A 19,091-nucleotide genomic window follows, 5' to 3' on the forward strand; every position below is an offset into this window, starting at 1 on the left:
TGTTTTGTTACAGGCTGTTGGGGTTAGTGATATTTTAAAGATTTCTTTTATGTTTCAAGAAATTGATAATGGTATTATTTTAGTATGTTCGGATGGATTGTATAATTCTTTGTTCGATTCACAATTAATAGATATTTTACAAAAAGAATTAAGTCTTGAAAAAATGGGGAAAGAATTAATGGAAAGTGCAAATACTTATGGTGGTAAAGATAACATTGGTTTTGCATTAATATCAAAAAAAGGAGTTGTCAACAATGAGTCATGTTAATAAAACAATTGCTGGGCGTTATGTCTTAAAGGACTTGATTGGTCAAGGTGGAATGGCTGATGTCTATTTGGCTGATGATAAGATTTTAAAAAGAACTGTTGCAGTTAAAATTATGCGTTCATCTTTAACAGGAGATCCTGTTTATGTCACACGTTTTCATCGTGAAGCAAGTGCAGCAGCTGCTTTATCACATAAAAATATCGTTGAAATTTATGATGTAGGTGATGAAGAAGACGATTATTATATTGTTATGGAATATGTCCCAGGACAAACTTTAAAAGAGTTGATTCGTAAACGTGGAGCTCTTCATTTTGTAGAAGCTGTTGACATTATGCGACAGGTTGTGAGTGCAACTGCTAAAGCTCATTCTATGGGGATAGTTCATAGAGATTTAAAACCACAAAATATTATGGTTACAGATAGTGGTGTTGTTAAGATAGGAGATTTTGGTATTGCTTCTATCCAATCTTTATCACAAGTCACTCAAACAGATACAATTATGGGGTCATTACATTATTTAGCGCCTGAAATAGCACGTGGTGAAAAAGCGACATCTCAAAGTGATATTTATGCATTGGGAATTGTTTTTTATGAATTATTAAGGGGAGAGGTACCTTTTAATGGTGAATCACCTGTTAATATTGCTTTAAAGCATATGCGTGATGATATTCCTTCAGTGAGAACTTTTAATCCTTCTATTCCTCAATCAGTTGAAAATATCATTATAAAAGCAACAGCGAAGAATATTCAAGATCGTTATCAATATGCTAATGATATGTTGGAAGACTTAATGACATGTTTAACACGTGATAATGAAGAAAAGCTTGTTTTTGATTATCACGATGGAGAAGAATCAGCAACAATTGTGGCTGAGGAAAAAGACTTCTTTACGCAAACGCAAATGCGTCCAACACCTATTGAAGAGGAAGTCGAAGAGGTTAAAAAAACAATAGATAAAAAGAAAATAGCAATTATAGGTGGCTGTGTCGCAGGTGCTTTACTCATTTTCTTGCTTATTTATTTTATTTTCTTAAAACCAGCAGATACGATTAAACTTAGAGATGTCAGAAATATGACTAAAGAAGAGGCTATTACAATTTTGACAGATGAAGGTTTTAAGGTTGATGATGTTGTGAAACAGGAAGTAAGTGATGATGTGGAAGAGGGACGAGTTATTACAACTGATCCAGCACCACTAACGGCAGTAAAAAAAGGAGATACAATTGTTTTAACGGTATCTTCAGGAACATATGTTGTGATTGAGGATTACACTGGTAAAGATTTTGAAACGGTTGCTAAGAATTTGGAAGAACTTGGCTTGAATGTTAAAAAAGAAGAGGAAATAAGTGATACAGTTGATAAGGGGAAAATCATCAGTCAGTCTCTTGATTCTGGAGAAAAATTGAAACCTGATGAAGCAAAATCAACGACTATTACTTTAACTGTTTCTAAAGGTTATGAATCAACTGTGCCAAATGTTTATGGTCAAGATATTACAACAGCAAAAGATATTCTTGAAAAAGCAGGATTTAAAGTCACTTTGAAAGTCCTGACACCACCAACAACAGCTGCTGAAATTCAAACAATGAAAATCAATGTGGTTCAAAGTCAATCAATTAAAGCTTTTACAGTGGTATATAAGAAAAATCAGGAGATTATATTAGAATATTATGATCATAAACCTGATTTACCTGCTGATAATCCAACAACTCCTGGGACTGATGAACCAAACAATTCAGGAAATGATAGTGGAACTACAACAAATCCAACAAATTAAAGAAAGAGGTGTGTAAATGCAAAGCGGAAGAATTATTAAAGCGTTATCTGGATTTTACTATGTAGAGAGTGAGGAAAAAATATATCAGTGTCGGGCAAGAGGAAAATTTAGAAAAAATGATCAAACGCCATTGGTAGGAGATTTTTGTGAATTCTCTATAGAAAATGAAGTGGAAGGGTATATTCTTAAACTTTTGCCACGAAAAAACGCATTAGTGAGACCTCCTATTTGTAATGTTGATCAGGCACTTTTGGTTTTTTCTGCTAAAGAGCCTGATTTAAACACGCTTTTATTAAATCGATTTTTAATACTTATTGAGCATCTTCATATTGAGCCACTAATTTGTATATCTAAAATGGATTTAGCTGTACAAAAAGATGTTCATCAACTCATGTTTCCATATGAAGCAGCTGGATATCGTGTTTATTATGTAAGTGCACAAGAAAACCAAGGGATAGAGGAGATTAAACACTTATTCAAGAAAAAAGTCACTGTTATCACTGGTCAAAGCGGAGTTGGCAAATCAAGCCTTCTTAATGCATTAGATATTCATTTGAATATTGAAACAAATGAGATTTCTAAAGCTTTGGGAAGAGGAAAGCATACAACACGTCATGTTGAACTGTTAAAGATGTATGATGGGTATGTTGCCGATACTCCTGGTTTTTCTTCATTAGAATTAACAATGGAACCAATTGAACTTGCTCATAGTTATCATGATTTTGAAGAGTTATCACAACTCTGTAAGTTTAGAGGATGTCTTCATGATAGTGAACCTTATTGTGCAGTTAAAGAGGCGGTCACTGATGAAAGGATATCCCAGGAAAGGTATGAAGATTATTTATCGTTCTTAAAAGAAACAAAAGCATTAAAGGAGAAGAAATATGGTTAAGGTTGCACCTTCAGTATTATCAGCAAATTTTGCTGAATTAAAGAAAGATTTGGATATGATAAAAGCATGTGGTGCTGATTGGATTCACTATGATGTTATGGATGGACATTTTGTTCCTAATATTTCATTTGGTTATAGTATTTTAAAAGATATATCAAAAGTAACTGATATGTATTTAGATGTCCATTTGATGATTAGTCATCCTATGAAGTATGTTGATGAATTTATTAAAGCTGGAGCTTCATTAATAACATTTCATGTTGAAGCAATGGCAAACGAAACATCAACAAGAGAGTTAATTCAACATATTCAAAATCAAGGAATTCATGTTGGTTTAAGCATTAAACCAACAACACAGGTTGATGAAATTGAAAAGTATTTAGATGATGTAGATTTGGTTTTGGTTATGAGTGTTGAACCTGGATTTGGAGGACAGTCTTTCCAACATCAAGCAATTGATAAAATTAGAAAATTACATTCTCTAAAAAATGGAAGACACTTTATTATTGAAGTTGATGGGGGAATCAATGCTGAGACAGGTCTTTTGTGTAAAGAAGCTGGTGTTGATGTGCTGGTTGCAGGAAGTTATGTTTTCCAAGCAGATAATTGTCAAAAGGCTATTGATTCTTTAAAATGAAAATAGGAATTTATTGTGGTGTAGATGTTGGAAATGTAAGGGATTTGACACTTGATTATATTGGTGTGGATCGAGGTGTCTCACATTTGTTGAAGCAAAATATTACACCTATTATTGCTTTAGGGGATATGGATTCTATTGAAGATATAACATTGTTAAATGGACTTGATGTTGATCAAGTATCAAGTATTAAAGATGATACTGATACTGCTTTGGCTATTAAATATGCGATTGCGAAGGGCTATGATGAGATTGATTTGTATGGTGTAACGCAAAGGCGTATGGATCATTTTCTTGCAGTTTTGTGTCTATTAGAACAATATCAAAATTATGCAATTACAATATATGATCAACAAAATAAAATCTTTGTTTTAAGACCAGGAATACATACAATACCAAAAGATGGTTATCATTACTTTTCATTGTTTGCCTTTAAAGAAAGTTTTATTACACTTAAGGAATGTCATTATCTTCTTAATCACTATCATTTAATTAGACATGATCCTTTATGTGTATCGAATCAAATGAATAATGATTATGCAATTGTTGAAAATACAGAATCTGTTTTATTTATTCAATCGCAATAAAGAAAGAAGGAAGAAATAATGTTTCAAATTGTAACGGATGGATCATGTGATTTAGAACAAGCTTTAGTTGAACAATATCAATTGCATGTTGTGCCATTTTATATTACTAAAGATGGGTTAACTCATCAAAAAGAAAAAGAAGATATTTCTGTTGAAGAATTTTATCAATTTATGGTTGATCACATAGATGTTTTTCCTAAAACATCTATGCCATCTGTTCAAGATTATATGAGAGTTTTTGAATCTATTCTAGAAAATAAAGAGGATATTTTATGTATCTGTATTACAACAAAGTTTTCAGGTTCATATAATAGTGCTTTGACAGCTAAACAAATGTTAGAAGCACATTATCCTTTACAACGTATAACAATTATTGATTCGACAGTCAATACTGTGCTTCAAGGATTGTTAGTCTTAGAAGCAGGAAAAATGCGTTTAAATGGCTATGAATATGCTGAAGTGATTGAAAAAATTGAGATGATTAAAGAAACAGGAAGAATCTTTTTTACAGTTGGCAATTTTGAATATTTGATTCATGGAGGACGTATTGGCAAAGTTGCTGGTGTTGCTGCTAAGACATTAGGGATTAAACCATTGATTGTTTTACGTGATGGGGAAATCTTTGCATCTGGTGTGACAAGAGGTAGGGAAAAGTCAAAACGTAAAGTCATTGAAAATGTCATTGATTATTTTCGAGAGAATCATTTAAACCCATATGATTATGCATTTTGTGTGGGTTATGGTTACGATAAAAAAGAAGGTGAAGTGTTTCAAAAACTTTTAGAGTCTTCTTTGAAAGAAAAGTTATCTGGTTTTAATGAACCTATATTCATTCAGCATATTGGAGCAACTATTGGAGTCCATACTGGACCATATCCTATAGGTGTTGGGTTGATTAAAAAATATAATAAATCATGAGAAACGTCTTGTTACGTTTCTTTTTTAGCTATGAATTGTTAATGTATAAATATAGTTAGTTGATTTAAAATGCTAAAAATAAAAAAGTTAAACTGACATCTTTGTGAATGTTGAAAGTGGAGAGTATTGATGTTTCACTATAAAAGAAGAATCTTAAAAGTCATCATATAAAATATATTTCGACAGGGAAAATATCATTTTCAAAATAAAACACAACTTATTATGCATAGGTTGTGTTTGTTTGTAATATTTATTTTGTTATGAGACAATCTGAACCTAAACCATAATGTAAAACATATTCTTCTAATGTCCAATTATTATCATGAATGATTTTAGCAATCTCTTTACCTACATAACGAAAATGCCATGGTTCATTGGTTGTTCCTGTCATCTTGGAATTGTGACTAGGATAACGTAAGATATAGCCATATCGATGTGCATTGGCAACAACCCATTTGTATTCTGGAGTATCACCAAAGAAACGCCATTCCCCATCAATAACACTTTGGCTTGTTAAATCGACACCAAGACCTAATTGGTGCTCACTTGACCCAGGGATGGCAACAAGGCTATCAGCAGTGACTTGATCATATTTTTGATGATATTCATCATAAATATCTTTTTGTTCTTGATAAGAACGATATGCACTTTTGATGGCAAGATGTAAATTTTCTTTAGAAGCATCTTGTGCCATAAGTTCGAGAGCTTCAGATGCCTCTTTTCTTAATTGTCTATTTGTACAATCCTGACTGAAAATAATATTTGGTGTGACGAGATCGTTAGGTATATAATCAGATGCAATTTGAAACCCTTTTTTAATGATAGTGGCAAGTGAATCAGGATTAATAATTTGATACGTTCTATTCACCTTGTTTTGAGAATTGATAAATGGATAAGAGATAGATAAAACAGCTTCAAGAGGTTGTTTTTGTGAATCTATATACGCTTTCAAATCAGTATAAATTACACCTGTTATATCAAGATATGATTTTGTTTGCTGATAGTTTAAATTCTGTTTTGTGATATATTCAAAATCACTTAATTGTGCTTTTTTCATCATCTGACATAACACATCATCTGAATAATTTAATTCTTTAAGTTTGTCATAGTATTTCTGATAGAATGTATCAATATATGCAATAACATCTTTCTTTGATAATTGGCTATGTAATTTTTGATAATAAGCATATTCTTGATAATGATTTTCATTTTCTAATTCATTCCAAGATTCTAAACTATTGATTTTATCATTGTTTAAAAAACTTTTGATTTCTTCGTCATCAAGTTTTAGAATCATATTTTGTTCTGTTAAACTATATCCTTTGAAAGCCAGTTGGATTCTTGTCCATTGGAAGAACATAAGAACTGTCAAGCATATAACAACAATAGGAATAATTAAAATACGTTTAGAAAAAGAGCGTTTTTGATTATAGTAAGAACGTTTGGGTGTTTTCATTAATGATATTTCCTTTCTTTATATAAACTTTTGGAAGACGTTGACCAATACGACTTAAAATCTCATTAGATATTGTATGTGCATTTTTAGCCAATTCTTCTATACCAATTGTTTGTTGATGATTATGACCAATAAAAGTGACAATATCATTGAGTTGTACATCTTTTAAAGAAGTCACATCAATCATTAATTGATCCATACATATTCTTCCCACAATTGGTATTTTTTTACCGCGAACCAAGACATCTTGATTTTGTGAAAGCTGACGAGGAAGTCCATCTGCATATCCTAGAGGAACAACTGCAATCAGACTGTCTTTTTCAAGTGTATATGTTCTCCCATAACCAAGTGAAGAGCCGGCGGGGTAATGATGCAGACAAGCAATATGTGATTGGATTGATAAAACTGGTTGTAAATTCAGATGGTTTTTCATATAGTCATCAGTACTAGATTGCACTCCGTACAAAGCAATTCCCATACGAGCATAATCGTAATGATAGTCAGGGTAATTTAAAAGACCATAACTGCTTTGGATGTGGACTTTGCCAACATCATAACCAAATTCCTGGAGTTGATGTATTGTTTGATTAAAGTTTAAGAACTGTTGCTTAGTAAAATGAATGTCCTCCATCTTTGAACTGTCAGCAACACATAAATGAGAGAATACACCCTCAACATGTAAGTAAGGTAATTCAAAAAGTCGTCGAATATGTGTTAAATCATGATAATCAGCACCTAGACGATGCATACCTGAATCAATTTTTATATGGATTTGTAAAGGCAGCTGCATAGCATTTAATTGTTGACCATAATCATAGTCAATAACTGTTTGAATTAAATGATATTTTAATAAGAGTGGTGCAAGATGTGGTGCAGTAAAACCAAGAATTAATATATCCCCATGAATATGATTTTGTCTTAATATCATAGCTTCATCAATGGTTGCGACTGCAAAACAATCAATTCCTAATTTTTCTAACTCTTGAGAAATTTTTATTGCTCCATGACCATAAGCATCTGCTTTAACAACAGCCATAATCTGTTTACGAGAACGTAGTAATTTTGATATTTCTTGAACATTGTTTTCTAAAGCATCTAAATTAATCTCAACCCAACTTCGATCTGTTTGGTACTTGAGTTTTTCCATGCTGAATCATTCCTTTCTTGATGAAGATAAAAATATATGAGCAGATTATTGATAAAAGTGTTACAATGCAAAAATGTATTAAATGATTATCAATAAAATAAGTTTCTAAATGTAAAATCTTTCCTAGCATTCTTGTGACAACAATCATCATAGGATGAATAATATAAATCATCAAAGATAAATCTTTACACCTTGGATAACGCTGACCTGTATAAGATATTATAATCATAAAAAGCAAATACATAGACATAGGTAAAAATATATTCATAGCATCATGTTTGGGTATATTATAACTATTTAAAATAATAGTTTCGCCAGCCATGAAAAGAAAACTAATACAGAGTGTAATATACCAATGATATCTGGAAATTCTGCGTTGGTGCTGAGCAATATAAGCTCCTAGCCATAAAAATATTGGAGCAAAGAATAGACCATTTCGTGTATATTCACAAAATTGAAAAATAGAATTATACAAGCTTTTGAGAATAGGAATTTGAATACTGAATCCATAATAAGAATCTCCGCCTAAACCAATAATATATAAAATGATGACAAAATATATAAAATGATGACAAGAATAAATCCAAGTTTTAAAGAACAGTACTTATATATTATATAAACCAAACTTATTCCGATAAGTGTTGCAGGAAGATACCACAAATGGTAGAATGTTCCATCCATAAAAATATCCTGAATCAGATTTGGAACTGATTGAATAAGAGTATTATTATAGATTTGAATAGGAATGTATATAAAGATGCATATCAGATAAATTATTCCCAGTTGATTAAGTGTCTTTTTTAATCTTTGTAGTGTAGGTTCTCCATGTTCAAACAGAAAGAAAGCAGTTGTCATAAAAAAGAAAGGGACAGCAATTCTGCCAATAATATGTGTTGTTATAAAATCAAGTGATGGACTGATTTGTAAAAATGGGTATGTATGAATGCCAATGACAAGGATTGAAGCAATAATACGCATAATATCAATCATTGGATAATTTCTCTTATGCATATGTCCTCCAAACAGTGACAATAAAGCCATCAATATTATTTCCTGAAATTTGATATACAGCATTGTCTGCTAAAGTGATTGTTGCTGTTTGGTTTAATATTGGTACATAAAATATAGAAAATAATCGATTTTGAAAATAGTAATTTAATGGTTTGTGTATAGAATAGTTCTTTATATCTTCAATATATTCCTCTAAACATAAATGTTTTTCCATCATAAACATGGAGTGGGGAATGCCAACATAACGGAAATGCCAAGGTTCATTTGCAATATGTGTCATTGCTTCTTTGTCCTCTTCATAGCGTTGAATAAAGCCATATTGATATGCTATGTTTCTAAAGTTTTGACAAACACCTACATGTGGAAACTCTGGGCGTATAAAATCAATATGATCTGAATTGAGTCCTAAATCTATAGCAAGGCCGGTTTGATGTTCACTATGTTGTGGTAAGGCAACATAGCGATTGGTAAATTCGATGCCATTGTTATATAGTGAATCTTTATATATAAGGGTTTGTTCTTCCTCTGTACGAAAACCGCTGACAAGAGATATTTGATGTGTTTGATTTATGTCTTGGAGAATATTTTTGAGTAAGTTATATGTTCTTTTTTCTAATGAAATGTTATCTTCTTTTAAAATAGGAAGATCAGGATTGTTATGGTATGGATACTGATAATTAATAAGAATTAAATTTCCTTTATGAATATCAGCTTTATTGAGAATAATTGTTTTCATGGTTTAACCCCATTTCAATAAGTTTATCTAAAATATTTTCAAAACTATATCCAATGCCTTGCAACATGCTTGGGAAACGACTGTGAGATGTGAAGCCAGGAATTGTATTCACTTCATTAAAGACAATCTCATTTTCTGGTGTTAAGAACATATCAACTCTTGCAAAAACTTGACATCCTAAAGCTTTATAGATCATTTGTGCTGTTTCCTGAATGCGTTTTTCAATTTGAGAATCTATACGAGCAGGCATATGAATCTGTGAAGATTTTAAAGTATATTTTTCAGTAAAATCAAAAAAACCTTGTGATAATTCAATTTCATCAACACGACCGAGAATGAGTTGATCAGTTCCCATGACTGCACATCCAACTTCAAATCCCTCAATATTTTCTTCAATAAGAATCTCATTATCATAAGTAAAAGCAAATTCAATAGCTTTTTCTATTTCATCAAGATGAGTGACTTTTGTAATCCCATATGATGATCCTGCTTTTACTGGCTTCACAAAGAGTGGCAAAGAGAGTTTGAGAAAATTGTTTTTTTGCAATTGATAATCTTGCATGGATGTTAGGACAAAAGATTTTGGCACACGAATGCCTGCATGATTGACAATTTGATGAGCACGTTCTTTATCCATACATAATGCTGAACTGGCTACAGAACAACCGATGAGGGGAATGCCAGATAATGCAATTAAACCTTGAACTGTTCCATCTTCACCATTTTTACCATGTAAAATTGGAAAAATCGCATCAATGTGAACAAGTATAAAGTGATCTGTTTTCATTTCTATAAGTGCATGTTTGGTTGGATCAGGTGAAATTGTGACTTCGTGAAGAGGATGCTGCCACCATGTGTCATTTTGAATATCTAAGATATCGCCATCAAAATGATACCACTTCCCATCTTTTGTAATGCCAATCATATAAATGTTATATTTATCATGATCTAGATGACAAAGAACTGAGTATGCTGATTCAAGTGATACGCTATATTCGCTTGAATGTCCTCCAAAAAGAATTGCAATTGTTTTTTTCATAATATAACCTCCATAATTTGAATGCAGATATATTCTAACAAACAAATAATAAGAATGTCTGAAAGTGTTCATAATATATTATGATGATTTGATTAAGAAAATCTTATGAAAACATTAAGAGAGTTTGTATGATAATTTTAGCACTTTAGGGTTGACAGTGCTAAAATTAGTGGTATACTATAGTTAGCACTAAGGATATAAGAGTGCTAAAGGAGTGAGATTATGAATATAGAAAAATGGACAGCAGCAATGCAAGAAGCACTACAGAAGGCTTTTCAGGAAGTATTATCAATGTCTCGGCAAGTTGTAGATATTGAGGATCTTTTGTTAGCATTGATTGAAGACACTAGTGGTATATTTTATCGTGTTCTCGTTAAGGCTGATGTGGATATAGCAGGATTGATAAACTATTTGGAAAATAAACGTCAACAGAAACCTGTTGTAGAGGGTGTTGATGAAAGTCAACTTAGAATTTCTTATGATTTAAATCAATTGCTTACAAAAGCACAAACAACAATGTCACAATATAAAGATGAATATTTAAGCGTTGAACATTTGATTATGGCTTTGTTTGCAACACAAAGTACTTTGTGTCAGGAAATTATTCAACAATTTCATTTGAATAAAAAAAGTGTAGAAAAAATAATTGAAGATATGCGAGGAGGAAATACTGTGAATAGTCCTCATCCAGAAAATCAATATGAGGTTCTTACAAAATATGGTCGTGATTTGATTCAGGATGTACGAGATGGTAAATTAGATCCTGTTATTGGTCGTGATGAAGAAATCAGAAGAGTTGTGCAGATTTTATCACGTAAAACAAAGAATAATCCAATCTTAATTGGTGAACCAGGTGTTGGGAAAACAGCGATTGTTGAAGGCTTGGCCTGGCGTATATTTAAAAACGATGTGCCTACAAGTTTACAAAACAAAACACTTTATGAACTGGATTTAGGTTCGCTGGTTGCTGGTGCGAAGTTCCGTGGTGAATTTGAAGAAAGATTGAAAGCTGTTTTGAACGAAATCAAGAAGGCTGAAGGAAATATCATTCTTTTTATTGATGAAATTCATCAATTGGTGGGTGCAGGAAAAACTGATGGGGCTATGGATGCAGCTAATCTTTTAAAACCAATGTTAGCACGTGGAGAACTCCATTGTATTGGGGCTACAACTTTGGATGAATATCGATTATATATTGAAAAAGATGCAGCTTTAGAAAGACGTTTCCAAAAAGTGACTGTTGATGAACCTGATACAGATGATACAATTGCTATTTTACGTGGTTTGAAAGATAGTTTTGAATCACATCATGGTGTCCAAATTACAGATAGTGCAATTGTTGGAGCAGTTCATATGTCACAAAGATACATTACAGATCGTTTTTTACCAGATAAAGCAATTGACTTAATTGATGAGGCTTGCGCATCTGTGCGTATGGAAATTGATTCATTGCCAGAAGAACTTGATGTTATTACAAGAGAAAAGAATCGTCTTGAAATGGAGCGTATTTCTATTGAGAAAGAAGATAAGAATGAGGATAATGAAAGACGATTGGATGAAATTAAGAGTCGTATTGCTTCATTAGATGAGCAAATGATTGGCTTGAGTGATAAATGGAAAGAGGAAAAGAAGGCACTAGATCATATTAAAGAATTAAAGGATCAAAAAGTTCGTTTTGAAGCCTTAAAAGATAAGTATGAAACAGAGGGAAATCTTGAAGAAGCATCTAAGATTAAGTACGAAACGTTACCAAAAATCAATCAAGAAATTTCTGATTTTCAATCTCAGGAATCTGAAGATGCCTTATTACAGGAAAAAGTCAGTGTGGATACAATTAGTGAAGTGATTGCGAGATGGACTGGCATTCCAATGAATAAGTTAATGGAATCTGAAAGAGAGAAACTTTTACATCTTGATGAAATATTACGTCAACGAGTTATTGGTCAAGATGAAGCTATTGAGAAAGTAAGTGATGCTATTTTAAGATCACGTGCTGGAATCAATGATGAAAATCGTCCAATTGGTTCATTCTTATTCTTAGGACCAACTGGAGTAGGTAAAACAGAAGTCGCTAAAAGTCTGGCTGAACAGTTATTTGATAGTGAAAAGAATATTGTTCGTATTGATATGAGTGAGTATATGGAAAAATTCAGCGTTTCTCGTTTGCTTGGAGCACCACCTGGATATGTAGGCTATGAAGAAGGTGGACAATTAAGTGAAGCAGTGCGACGTGCTCCTTATAGCATTGTTTTATTGGATGAAATTGAGAAGGCACATCCGGAAGTCTTTAATGTTTTATTGCAGGTTTTAGATGATGGACGTATTACTGATTCAAAAGGAAATGTAGTAAGCTTTAAAAATACTATTATTATAATGACTTCAAATATTGGTTCTCAATATTTATTGCAAGGAAATACTGAAGAAACAAGACGTGAGGTAGAAATGGAATTAAAGCAACATTTTAAACCAGAATTCTTAAATCGTATTGATGAAACAGTTATGTTTAATTCATTAGACGAAAAGGTTGTCTATCAAATTATTGATAAATTTGTCAATCAGTTATCTTCAAGATTAGCAGATAAGAAAATCACAATTGAAATTAGCAATGAAGCAAAAGCTGAGATTGCAAGAGAAGGCTTTGATCCGACTTTTGGAGCAAGACCATTAAAACGTTTTATTCAAGGGCATATTGAAACTTTAATTGCTAAAGAAATGATTAAAGGAACAATTCAAAAAGGTGATCATGTTGCTGTGGAATATAGTCATGGTCAATTTGGATTAAGTAAGGCATAAGGGAACTTATGCTTTTTTCTTTTCAAGTCTAATAAATAGGTGTATGATATTGACGAAAGAAGGGTTATATTATGAAAAGTGCAATTGTTTATAAGAGTGTAGGTGGAAATACAAAACTTTTGGCTGATATCATTGCTCAGCAACTTCATATCAAAGCTCAATCTTTAATAACTTCAGTTGATGTAGAAGATGTGGAACTTGTCTATGTTGGTTTTTGGACTGACAAAGGAGAGTGTGATGAAGATGTAAAAAGATTCTTAAAAGGCTTACATCATCAAAAAATATTTTTGTTTGGAACAGCAGGATTTGGTGGAGATAAAAGTTATTTTCAGGGAATTCTCACAAGAGTTCAAACTTATATAGATGATACAAATGAGATTGTAGGAACATATATGTGTCAGGGGAAAATGCCTGATAGTGTCAAACAAAGATACTTAAAAATGTCATTAGAAAAACCTCATGATGAACATATTCAACAAATGATTGCTAATTTTGAAGAAGCAGTAACACATCCAGATCTACAGGATTTAGAAAACCTCAGGAGTGCAATTTTAGAAACTGTCAAATAAGAGAAAAAGGTATCCTTTTTCTTTTTATATGGAATGAATTGTGATAAAATAGCCAAAGGAGGGTGTATATGCAAAGATACTTTATTGATGAAAAATGTCTAAAAGATGAAGAGATTCGAATTGATGCTTATAACCATAAACATATGCAAAGAGTCATGCGTTACCATAATGGTGATCAAGTGATTTGTATTTTGCCATCCGCTAAGACTTATATATATGAAATTACAGATATCGAAACAGGTTTACTCAAACGCATTGAAGAACTTTATGAAGACCATGAGTTAGATGTGAATGTGACCTTGATTTATGGCCTGCCAAAGAATGATAAATTTGAATGGGTTTTACAAAAAGCAACAGAGTTAGGAGTTAAGAGAATTGTTCCATTTTTGTCAAAACGTAGTATTATTAAAACCGATGCTAAAACTTTTGCGAAAAAAGAAGAACGTTATCAACGTATTTTAAAAGAAGCAAGTGAGCAGTCTTATCGTCAAATGATACCAGAGTTAACTCAGTTAATAACAATTAAAGATTTATTTCAATATCTTTCAGATATTAATTTAGTAGCTTATGAGGAAGCAAGTAAGCGTGGCGAAGAATGTTGTTTTGCTTCAGCATTAAAACAGAATTATCAAACACTAACAATTATTGTGGGACCAGAAGGTGGTTTTGATCAATCTGAAATTGAGCATATGAAGACATTAGGTGTTCAGGAGTGTTCGTTAGGCAAAAGGATTTTAAGAAGTGAAACTGCACCACTTTATATGCTGAGTGTAATTGGGTATAGTAGGGAGTTGATGAAATAGTGGGATTTATTGATACTTTAAATAAATATGGTAAGAAAATATCAATTCAAAAGACTGAAATATATACAAAGATTGAAGAATCTAAAATATCATTAGAAGCGATGGGATTAAATCTCAAAATGAAGAATGAATTTGATTTATTTGATTATGAAGTTATATACAATGGTATGTTGACACAACATAATATAGAAAATGCCTATGAAATTTTTATGAATCAAAATTATGATTTGTTAGATTATTTAAATTATGAAGAAAAAAGAAAAATGTTTGATAATGATATTTTGCCTATTTTAAAGAATGCACCAAGTTTCTATGATGAGGATAGTCAAACACAGATTTATATTCCATATTTAGAACCATTTGTTAATAAGCGATACACTGATGATTATCAACTCATGATGCTAAAACAACATCAAGATTACTTAAAGAATTATAAAGTGCAACAAGATTTACCTATAAAATTATATGGTGATTATATTTTTGAGACCAATTTTTCATCACTTGAGAATGTTTATGAAGATGAACGTCATGTCTGTCTTTATTATAATCAATTAAAGACAATATATATTTATCGAAAAGACAATAAAGAATTGTTAAATAAAGTGATTATTTTAGATCAGGAATGTCAAGCAACGCCAGATATTGCTGATGTGAAAAAAATTGCTGATTATATTGAAACATATCAATACAATCAGTGTTTAGATTTATTGAAAGAAAAGAATTTGATTTGTGAAAAGACTTATAAAAAAGTTTTGAAGAAATATAAATAGAAAGGATGTTTATGAAAACAGTAGCATTTTTAACTTTGGGATGTAAAGTCAATACTTATGAATCTGAAGCGATGTTAAAATTATTTCATCAAGCTGGATACGAAGCTGTTGATTTTAAAGATAAAGCAGATGTGTATGTTATTAACACATGCACTGTGACAAATACAGGAGACTCTAAATCACGTCAAATGATTAGAAAGGCTATCCGTCAAAATGAAAAAGCAATTGTTTGTGTTGTTGGATGTTATAGTCAGGTGGCGAGTGAAGAAGTTGTATCTATAGAAGGGGTAGGGGTTGTCTTAGGAACACAATTTAGAAATCAGATTGTAGATTTTGTTAATGAATATAAGACAACACAAAAGCCAGTAATTAAAGTCGCAGATGTGATGAAACTATCGCGTTTTGAAGATTTAGATATAGATGAGTTTACAAGGAATACACGTGCATTTTTAAAGATACAGGATGGATGTAATAATTTTTGTACGTATTGTATTATTCCTTATGCAAGGGGACAGATTCGTTCAAGAACACCAGAAAGTGTTTTGAAACAAGCACAATCATTGGTTGATCATGGATTTGTTGAGATTGTATTGACAGGAATTCATACAGCTGGATATGGACAAGATTTTGAAAATTATTCGTTTTATGATTTATTAGTAGATTTAACAACGAAAATTAAGGGACTTAAACGTTTGCGTATTTCATCTATTGAAATGAGTCAGATTACGCAGGAAATTATTGATTTAATTGCGATGTCACCTATTATTGTTGATCATCTACATATTCCCATTCAGTCTGGTTGTGATGCAACATTAAAGCGTATGAATCGCCATTATACAACTGCTGAATTTAGTGATAAATTAAGAGATTTAAAAGAAAAATTGCCATCTCTTTCAGTAACAACAGACGTTATTGTGGGATTCCCTGGAGAAACTGAGGAAGAATTTCAGCAGACTTACCAATGGATTGAAAAAATGCATTTTAATCAGCTTCATGTATTTCCTTATTCAATAAGAAAGGGGACGCCTGCTGCTCGTATGAAAGATCAGATTGATGGTCATGTCAAACATGATAGGGTAAAAAGCTTAATGGATTTATCACAAAGACTGCAAAGTGAATTTGCATCTTACCAGATTGGAAAGACATTAGAAGTTTTAATTGAAGAAAGGCATGGGGACAGAATGGTTGGTCATGCTTCAAATTATTTGAAGGTGCATGTTGATTTACCTGATTCATCTATTGGGCATATTTATCGTGTGAAGATTTTATCTCAAAATGGAACTGAATTGATTGGATGTGTTGAGAGTGAAAAGAATAAATGAGTTGTTTGATGTTGAAGAAGAGTTTAAAGTTGTTTCTATACATAGTGATTCGCGCTATGTTGGAAAGGATTCAATTTTCTTTTGTGTAGATGGATTGAGTGTAGATGGGCATAAATATATTGAAGATGCAGTTTTTCAAGGAGCCAAATGTATTGTCTATTCAAAACCATTAGCTTATAAACATCGTGGTGTTTTGTATATTAAAGTCAATAATGTGTTGGATGAGTTGAATCGTGTTGCTGATGTTTTTTATGATCATCCTAGCTATAAGATGACAATGATCGGTGTGACTGGGTCAAGTGGAAAAACAGTTGTTGCTTTAATGATTAAAGAGGTTTTATCTCATTATTTAAAGATGGGATATATTGGTACAAATAATATTGAATATGCTGGTGTTATTGAACAATGTCCTTATACAACACCAGAAACAATCTTTATGCAACGTCATTTAAATGATATGGTGAAAAGAGATGTAAAGGGTGTGACATTGGAAGTCTCTAGTCATGGATTGGCGTTGAAACGTGTTGATGGTGTTCATTTTGATATCGCTATTTTTACAAATGTTTATGAAGAACACCTCGATTTTCATGGGACAATGGAACATTTGATGGCTTCTAAAGCCAAATTGTTTACCTTGATTGATGAAAAAGGTTATGCAATTCTAAATACTGATGAGGTGAGGTTTTATAATCTTGTGAAAGATTCTATACGTTGTCATCTTTTGACCTATGGAATTGAACATAAAGCTCATGTGATGGCAAGGAATATCCAATTATTTATTGATCATAGTGAATTTGATTTGCAGATTCATGATGATCTCAGACATGTTTCTGTGCCAGTTCTAGGGCGTTTTAATATTTCTAATGTATTAGCAGTTATCACATCTATGTTGGCATTAGAAATGCCAATGGATCAAGTTCTTGAATCTGTTGGCTATATTCGAGGGGTAGATGGACGTATGGAACTTTTAGAACATCCCTATCCGTTTACAGTTATTGTTGATTATTGTCAACATGCCAAAAGTTTTGAAAAAGTCTTTCAATTTGCAAAAAGTGTTCAGACAAATGGTCGTATTATCGCTGTTTTTGGAGCTCCAGGTAAAAAGAATTATAACAAGCGAGAGAAAATTGGTAAGCTCGCCAATCAATATTGTAATCAAGTCATTTTAACAGCTGAAGATAATCGTGATGAAGATATTCACGATATCTGTTTAGATATTCAAGAATATCTTGAAAAGCCAGTCAGTGTCATTATAGAAGATAGGCGTATTGCAATAGAACAAGCTATTGAAATTGCAAATCATGGCGATATCATATTAATCTTAGGAAAAGGACATGAACAATTTATGGCATCATCAATTGGTAATGAACCTTATCCTGGTGATAAATATGTAGCATTAGAAGCAATAGATAAAATATTTAAAGGAGAAGATGAAGATGAACTACAACAAATTTATTGATCATACTGCTTTAAAAGCAGATACACAGAAGGCAGTTATTACAAAATTATGTCAAGAAGCAAAAGATTACGATTTTGCATCAGTTTGTGTCAACCCAACTTGGGTTAGTTATTGTGCTGATTATTTACAGGACTGTGATGTCAAAGTTTGTACTGTTATTGGGTTTCCATTAGGTGCCAATACCCCTGAAGTTAAAGCTTTTGAAGCAAAAAATGCAATTGAACATGGGGCTGATGAAGTCGATATGGTTATTAATATTGGTGCATTAAAAGACGGAGATACTGAACTTGTTTACAATGATATGAAAGCTGTTGTTGATGCGAGTAATGGAAAATGTGTAAAAGTTATTATTGAAACATGTTTATTAACAGATGAAGAAAAAGTTACTGTATGTGAACTTGCTAAAAAAGCTGGAGCAACTTTTGTCAAAACATCAACAGGATTTAGTACAGGGGGTGCAACACCTCATGATGTTGCTTTGATGAAAAAAACAGTTGGTGATGCTTGTGAAGTAAAAGCAAGTGGAGGTGTTCGTAATTTTGAAGATATGATGGCAGTTATTGATGCTGGTGCGACAAGAATTGGGACATCTGCAGGTGTTCAATTGATGAATAATGAAGAAAGTCATCAAGATTATTAACAAAAACCCTTGATTTTCTTGGATTATCCATGTATAATAACGCATGTACTTAATAGTAAAGGGGGGAAGTTCAAAAATGGCAAAAACTGTAGTAAGAGATAATGAGTCTTTAGATGATGCATTACGTCGTTTCAAAAGACAAGTTTCAAGAACAGGAACCCTGCAAGAAGCTCGTAAAAGAGAATTCTATGTTAAGCCTGGTTTAAAACGTAAAATGAAATCAGAAGCTGCTAGAAAAAATAAAGGTAAACAAAGATAAGAAGAACT

General features: G+C 32.1%; 20 protein-coding genes. 14 read left to right on the forward strand and 6 right to left on the reverse strand.

Annotated features, from left to right (window positions below; genetic code table 11):
* From AC5M21_RS11125 to AC5M21_RS11150, 6 genes are all read left to right on the forward strand, one after another.
* A partial coding sequence (locus AC5M21_RS11125; protein ID WP_493531493.1) for a PP2C family protein-serine/threonine phosphatase occupies window positions 1–268 on the forward strand: 268 nt, incomplete at its 5' end.
* On the forward strand, window positions 255–2,045 hold the full coding sequence (pknB, locus tag AC5M21_RS11130) for a Stk1 family PASTA domain-containing Ser/Thr kinase (RefSeq protein WP_008789822.1): 1,791 nt from the start codon (window positions 255–257) through the stop codon (window positions 2,043–2,045). The genes AC5M21_RS11125 and pknB, both read left to right, overlap by 14 nt.
* A 16-nt stretch (window positions 2,046–2,061) precedes the next feature.
* Window positions 2,062–2,937 (forward strand): ribosome small subunit-dependent GTPase A, encoded by an 876-nt coding sequence (gene rsgA, locus AC5M21_RS11135; RefSeq protein WP_008789821.1) that lies wholly within the window; start codon window positions 2,062–2,064, stop codon window positions 2,935–2,937.
* On the forward strand, window positions 2,930–3,574 hold the full coding sequence (gene rpe, locus AC5M21_RS11140) for a ribulose-phosphate 3-epimerase (protein ID WP_008789820.1): 645 nt from the start codon (window positions 2,930–2,932) through the stop codon (window positions 3,572–3,574). Before rsgA ends, rpe begins: the two co-directional genes overlap by 8 nt.
* Entirely contained in the window at window positions 3,571–4,161 is a 591-nt protein-coding gene (locus tag AC5M21_RS11145; protein ID WP_008789819.1) for a thiamine diphosphokinase, read from the forward strand. Before rpe ends, AC5M21_RS11145 begins: the two co-directional genes overlap by 4 nt.
* 18 nt (window positions 4,162–4,179) lie before the next feature.
* Window positions 4,180–5,079, forward strand: a complete 900-nt coding sequence (locus tag AC5M21_RS11150; protein ID WP_008789818.1) for a DegV family protein — start codon at window positions 4,180–4,182, stop codon at window positions 5,077–5,079.
* Between the two features lie 250 nt (window positions 5,080–5,329).
* On the opposite strand, the gene AC5M21_RS11155 is transcribed toward AC5M21_RS11150, so the two are convergent.
* From AC5M21_RS11155 to vanG, 6 genes are read right to left on the reverse strand one after another with little or no spacing between them, the layout of a single operon-like run.
* Window positions 5,330–6,535, reverse strand: coding sequence for a M15 family metallopeptidase (locus AC5M21_RS11155; RefSeq protein ID WP_008789817.1), 1,206 nt, complete (start codon window positions 6,533–6,535; stop codon window positions 5,330–5,332).
* Window positions 6,507–7,682 (reverse strand): serine racemase VanT catalytic subunit, encoded by a 1,176-nt coding sequence (gene vanT / locus AC5M21_RS11160; protein ID WP_008789816.1) that lies wholly within the window; start codon window positions 7,680–7,682, stop codon window positions 6,507–6,509. The genes AC5M21_RS11155 and vanT overlap by 29 nt, the downstream gene beginning before the upstream one ends.
* Complete coding sequence (locus tag AC5M21_RS11165; protein ID WP_008789815.1) at window positions 7,642–8,157, reverse strand: acyltransferase family protein; 516 nt, start codon at window positions 8,155–8,157, stop codon at window positions 7,642–7,644. The genes vanT and AC5M21_RS11165 overlap by 41 nt, the downstream gene beginning before the upstream one ends.
* Window positions 8,158–8,207: 50 nt before the next feature.
* Window positions 8,208–8,693 (reverse strand): acyltransferase family protein, encoded by a 486-nt coding sequence (locus tag AC5M21_RS11170; RefSeq protein ID WP_049939232.1) that lies wholly within the window; start codon window positions 8,691–8,693, stop codon window positions 8,208–8,210.
* Window positions 8,686–9,429 carry a M15 family metallopeptidase gene (locus tag AC5M21_RS11175; protein ID WP_008789814.1) on the reverse strand — a complete coding sequence of 248 codons (744 nt, stop codon included), beginning with the start codon at window positions 9,427–9,429 and terminating at the stop codon, window positions 8,686–8,688. Before AC5M21_RS11175 ends, AC5M21_RS11170 begins: the two co-directional genes overlap by 8 nt.
* Window positions 9,407–10,471 carry a D-alanine--D-serine ligase VanG gene (gene vanG, locus AC5M21_RS11180; RefSeq protein ID WP_029158175.1) on the reverse strand — a complete coding sequence of 355 codons (1,065 nt, stop codon included), beginning with the start codon at window positions 10,469–10,471 and terminating at the stop codon, window positions 9,407–9,409. The genes AC5M21_RS11175 and vanG overlap by 23 nt, the downstream gene beginning before the upstream one ends.
* 219 nt (window positions 10,472–10,690) lie before the next feature.
* Between vanG and AC5M21_RS11185 the strand changes: the two genes are divergently transcribed.
* From AC5M21_RS11185 to rpsU, 8 genes are all read left to right on the forward strand, one after another.
* Window positions 10,691–13,261, forward strand: coding sequence for an ATP-dependent Clp protease ATP-binding subunit (locus AC5M21_RS11185; RefSeq protein WP_008789812.1), 2,571 nt, complete (start codon window positions 10,691–10,693; stop codon window positions 13,259–13,261).
* 71 nt (window positions 13,262–13,332) lie between these two features.
* The gene (gene bilS, locus AC5M21_RS11190; protein ID WP_008789811.1) at window positions 13,333–13,830 is read left to right on the forward strand and encodes a flavodoxin family protein BilS; all 498 of its coding nucleotides are present in this window, start codon (window positions 13,333–13,335) and stop codon (window positions 13,828–13,830) included.
* A 68-nt stretch (window positions 13,831–13,898) separates the two neighbouring features.
* Complete coding sequence (locus AC5M21_RS11195; protein ID WP_278666008.1) at window positions 13,899–14,633, forward strand: RsmE family RNA methyltransferase; 735 nt, start codon at window positions 13,899–13,901, stop codon at window positions 14,631–14,633.
* Window positions 14,633–15,403 (forward strand): hypothetical protein, encoded by a 771-nt coding sequence (locus AC5M21_RS11200; RefSeq protein ID WP_493531494.1) that lies wholly within the window; start codon window positions 14,633–14,635, stop codon window positions 15,401–15,403. Before AC5M21_RS11195 ends, AC5M21_RS11200 begins: the two co-directional genes overlap by 1 nt.
* An 11-nt stretch (window positions 15,404–15,414) precedes the next feature.
* Window positions 15,415–16,725 (forward strand): tRNA (N(6)-L-threonylcarbamoyladenosine(37)-C(2))-methylthiotransferase MtaB, encoded by a 1,311-nt coding sequence (gene mtaB, locus AC5M21_RS11205; RefSeq protein ID WP_017143757.1) that lies wholly within the window; start codon window positions 15,415–15,417, stop codon window positions 16,723–16,725.
* Window positions 16,709–18,184: a UDP-N-acetylmuramoyl-L-alanyl-D-glutamate--2,6-diaminopimelate ligase gene (locus tag AC5M21_RS11210; protein WP_017143756.1), complete on the forward strand. Its 1,476-nt coding sequence runs from the start codon at window positions 16,709–16,711 to the stop codon at window positions 18,182–18,184. Before mtaB ends, AC5M21_RS11210 begins: the two co-directional genes overlap by 17 nt.
* Window positions 18,162–18,824 (forward strand): deoxyribose-phosphate aldolase, encoded by a 663-nt coding sequence (gene deoC, locus AC5M21_RS11215; protein ID WP_008789806.1) that lies wholly within the window; start codon window positions 18,162–18,164, stop codon window positions 18,822–18,824. Before AC5M21_RS11210 ends, deoC begins: the two co-directional genes overlap by 23 nt.
* A gap of 76 nt (window positions 18,825–18,900) precedes the next feature.
* On the forward strand, window positions 18,901–19,083 hold the full coding sequence (rpsU, locus tag AC5M21_RS11220) for a 30S ribosomal protein S21 (RefSeq protein ID WP_008789805.1): 183 nt from the start codon (window positions 18,901–18,903) through the stop codon (window positions 19,081–19,083).
* Window positions 19,084–19,091 lie beyond the last annotated feature (8 nt).

It is taken from the genome of Coprobacillus sp., assembly GCF_984815275.1.